We start from the raw sequence: 3,837 nt of genomic DNA on the forward strand, positions 1-3,837 counted from the left end.
TCGATGACTGTGAACGGCGTAGCTGTGAGCGGTGAAGTTGAGGGACGGACGTTATTGTCTGGATTTTTGCGTGATCATTTGGGGATGACAGGGACGCATGTTGGGTGTGACACGGCGCAGTGTGGTGCGTGTGTTGTGCATGTGGATGGTCAGGCTGTGAAGTCTTGCAACATGCTTGCGCTTGAGGCGGACGGGTCTGATGTTGGCACGATTGAAGGTCAGGCGACTGCGGATGGGTCTTTGAACGTGATCCAGCAGGCGTTTCAGGATCATCACGGTCTTCAGTGCGGGTTCTGCACGCCGGGGATGGTGATGAGTGCGGCGGCCTTGCTGAAGGACAATCCGCGTCCGACCGAGGCCGAGATCCGGCATTATCTGGAAGGCAACCTGTGCCGGTGCACGGGCTATCATAACATCGTCAAGGCGATCATGGCCGCATCGGGTCAGGACGTGAGCAACATCGCTGCCGAATAGGGCGGCGGGCAAGAATTTTCGTCGAAAATTCTTTTCCAGGGAGGAGATCAAGCAATGCCCAAAGACAGTGGCATCGGAGCCAGTTCCAAGCGGCGCGAGGACGTGCGCTTTCTGACCGGAGCGGGCAATTATACCGACGACATCAACGTGGCCGGACAAGCCTATGTGTATTTCCTACGCTCGGATATCGCGCATGGCCGGATCACCAGCATCGACACCTCGGCAGCCGAAGGCATGCCCGGTGTCGTCAAAGTGTTCACCGGCAAGGATTTCGAAGGGGTGGGCGGCATCCCCTGCGGCTGGGAGGTGACCGACAAGCACGGTGCGCCCATGCAGGAACCGGCGCACCCCATTCTGGCGCAAGGTAAAGTGCGTCATGTGGGCGATCCCATCGCGGCCGTGGTGGCTGACAGCCTGGAACAGGCGCGCGACGCGGCCGAGGCGATCGATCTCGATATCGAAGAACTGCCCGCCGTGATCGACATGAAAGCCGCCGCCCAGGAGGGCGCGACGCTGGTCCATGACGATCTGAAGAACAACATCTGCTATGACTGGCAGCTGGGTGAGGCGGATGACGCTAAGGTCAATGAGGTCTTTGCCAATGCCGCCCATGTGACCACGCTGGATCTGGTGAACAACCGTCTGGTTGCCAACCCAATGGAGCCGCGCGTGGCGGTGGCGGAATACAGCCGCGGGACCGAGGAGTATACGCTCTATACCACTTCGCAGAACCCGCATGTGATCCGCCTGCTGATGTGCGCCTTCGTTCTGGGCCTGCCGGAGCATAAGGTGCGCGTGGTGGCCCCGGATGTGGGCGGTGGTTTTGGCACCAAGATCTTCCACTATGCGGAAGAGGCATTTGTGACCTTTGCGGCCAAGGCCTGCAACCGGCCTGTGAAGTGGTCGGCCAGCCGGTCCGAGGCGTTCATGTCCGATGCTCATGGCCGCGACCATGTCAGCACGATCGAACTGGCGCTGGATGCGGACAATAACTTTGTCGGTCTGCGCACCAACACCTTTGCGAACCTTGGCGCCTATCTGTCGACCTTCTCAAGTTCCGTGCCCACATGGCTGCACGGCACGCTGATGGCAGGCAATTACAAGACGCCGGTCATTCAGGTGAACGTGAAGGCGATGTTCACCAACACGGTGCCGGTGGATGCGTATCGCGGCGCAGGCCGGCCCGAGGCGACCTATCAGCTGGAGCGCGTCGTCGACAAAGCCGCGCGCGAGTTGGGGGTCGATCCCATTGCGCTGCGCCGTCAGAACTTCATCACCCAGTTCCCCTATGACACGCCGGTGGCGCTGACCTATGACACCGGCGATTACAACGGGACCATGGACAAGCTGGAGGCCGCCGCCGATCTGGCGGGCTTTGCCGCGCGGCGCGCGGAAAGCGAGGCCAAGGGCAAGCTGCGGGGCCTTGGAATTAACTGCTATATCGAGGCCTGCGGCATAGCGCCGTCGAACATCGTGGGCATGCTGGGCGCGCGCGCGGGTCTCTATGACGCGGCGACCGTGCGGGTGAACGCCACCGGCTCGATCAGCGTCATGGTCGGCGCACACAGCCATGGACAAGGGCATGAGACCGCCTTTCCGCAGGTCGTGGCCGACATGATCGGCATCGATGAATCGATGGTCGAGATCGTGCATGGCGACACCTCGAAGATCCCGTTTGGCATGGGCACCTATGGCTCGCGCTCGCTGGCGGTTTGCGGCTCGGCCATGGTCAAGGCCACCGAGAAGGTGATCGACAAGGCCAAGAAGATCGCCGCTCACCTGCTGGAGGCGTCGGAGGCTGATATTGAGCTGAAGGATGGTCAGTTCAGCGTGGCGGGCACCGATAAATCGGTGGCCTGGGGCGATGTGACCCTGACGGCCTATGTGCCGCATAACTACCCGCTGGAGGTCGAGCCGGGGCTGGAGGAGACCGCGTTTTACGACCCGGCCAACTTTACCTTCCCCTCGGGCGCCTATGCCTGCGAGGTCGAACTGGACCCCGAGACCGGCAAGGTCAGCATCGAGGCCTTCACCGCCGCCGATGACTTTGGCAATATCGTCAACCCGATGATCGTGGATGGTCAGGTGCATGGCGGTATCGGTCAGGGTATCGGTCAGGCTCTGCTGGAGAACTGCGCCTATGACGAGAATGGCCAGCTGCTGAGCGCGTCCTTCATGGATTACGCCATGCCGCGCGCCGATGATGTGCCCTTCTACGGCGTGGATCATTCCAGCCAGACGCCATGCACGCATAACCCGCTGGGTGTGAAGGGCTGTGGTGAGGCTGGGGCCATTGGCTCGCCGCCGGCTGTGGTCAATGCGGTTCTGGATGCGATGAACTCGGGCGGCAAAGCGGTGGATCACATCGACATGCCGGTCAGCCCGTCGCGCGTCTGGGCGGCGATGAACAGCTGAGTTGAGAGGGTGGACCGGGGGCCAGCCCCCGGACCCCCGAGGTATTTTTGAACAGAAGAAGGGCGGGGCGTGCCGTGTCCTGATTTTGGAAAGGAAAAGCGGAATGTATAATTTCGAGTTTGAGAAGCCCTCGAGCATCGCCGATGCGGTGGCTGCGTTGGGGGCTGAGGATGCGCAGGCGTTGGGGGGTGGTCAGACGCTGATCCCGACGTTGAAGCAGCGGTTGGCGGCGCCCTCGGCGCTGGTGTCGCTGAGCGGGATTGCCGAGATGCAAGGGGTTTGCATCGAGGATGATGGCTCGGTCGCTATCGGTGGGGCGACGACCCACGCCACGGTGGCGCGCGAGGCGGCGGCAAGCTATCCGGCGCTGGCAGCATTGGCGGGGCAAATCGGGGATCCGGCAGTGCGCAATCGCGGCACCATTGGTGGCTCGGTGGCCAATAACGATCCGGCGGCCTGTTATCCGGCGGGTGTGTTGGGCTCGGGCGCAACTATTGTGACCAATGCGCGGCAGATCGCGGCGGATGATTTCTTTCAGGGCATGTTCACCACGGCGCTGGACGAGGGTGAGATCATCACATCCATCCGCTTCCCGGTGCCGCAGGCGGCGAGCTATCAGAAGTTCCTGCAGCCGGCCTCGCGCTTTGCGTTGGTGGGTGTCTATCTGGCGCGGTTTGCGGATAGTGTCCGCGTGGCCGTGACCGGTGCCAGCGAGGACGGCGTGTTCCGCTGGTCTGAGGCCGAGGAAGCCCTGACAAAAGAGTTCCGCGCCGACGCGCTGATGGGTCTCAAGGTGAACCCGATGAACATGATCGGCGATCTGCATGGCAGCAAAGACTACCGCGCGCATCTGGTCAGCGTCATGACCAAACGCGCCGTACAAGCCTGCGCGTAACCGCCTAGACAAACAAACCCAAAAGCCCCGCAACAAAAGCGGGGCTTTTTTAT

3 protein-coding genes are annotated in these 3,837 nt (G+C 61.8%); all 3 read left to right on the forward strand.

What is annotated here, in order from left to right; genetic code table 11:
• A partial coding sequence (locus GOV79_RS22215) for a (2Fe-2S)-binding protein (RefSeq protein WP_170791789.1) occupies positions 1-474 on the forward strand: 474 nt, incomplete at its 5' end.
• Between the two features lie 54 nt (positions 475-528).
• Entirely contained in the window at positions 529-2,889 is a 2,361-nt protein-coding gene (locus GOV79_RS22220; RefSeq protein WP_170791790.1) for a xanthine dehydrogenase family protein molybdopterin-binding subunit, read from the forward strand.
• A gap of 103 nt (positions 2,890-2,992) precedes the next feature.
• The gene (locus GOV79_RS22225; protein ID WP_170791791.1) at positions 2,993-3,784 is read left to right on the forward strand and encodes an FAD binding domain-containing protein; all 792 of its coding nucleotides are present in this window, start codon (positions 2,993-2,995) and stop codon (positions 3,782-3,784) included.
• The last annotated feature ends 53 nt before the right edge of the window (positions 3,785-3,837 follow it).

Origin of the sequence: Ruegeria lacuscaerulensis (genome assembly GCF_013034745.1) — a bacterium.
Classification (GTDB): Bacteria; Pseudomonadota; Alphaproteobacteria; order Rhodobacterales; family Rhodobacteraceae; genus Ruegeria; species Ruegeria lacuscaerulensis_B.

Excerpts from the sequence above, each read along its gene's own strand:
- GOV79_RS22220 (WP_170791790.1), top strand. The coding sequence starts at position 529 with ATGCCCAAAGACAGTGGCATCGGAGCCAGTTCCAAGCGGCGCGAGGAC.
- GOV79_RS22225 (WP_170791791.1), top strand. The coding sequence starts at position 2,993 with ATGTATAATTTCGAGTTTGAGAAGCCCTCGAGCATCGCCGATGCGGTG.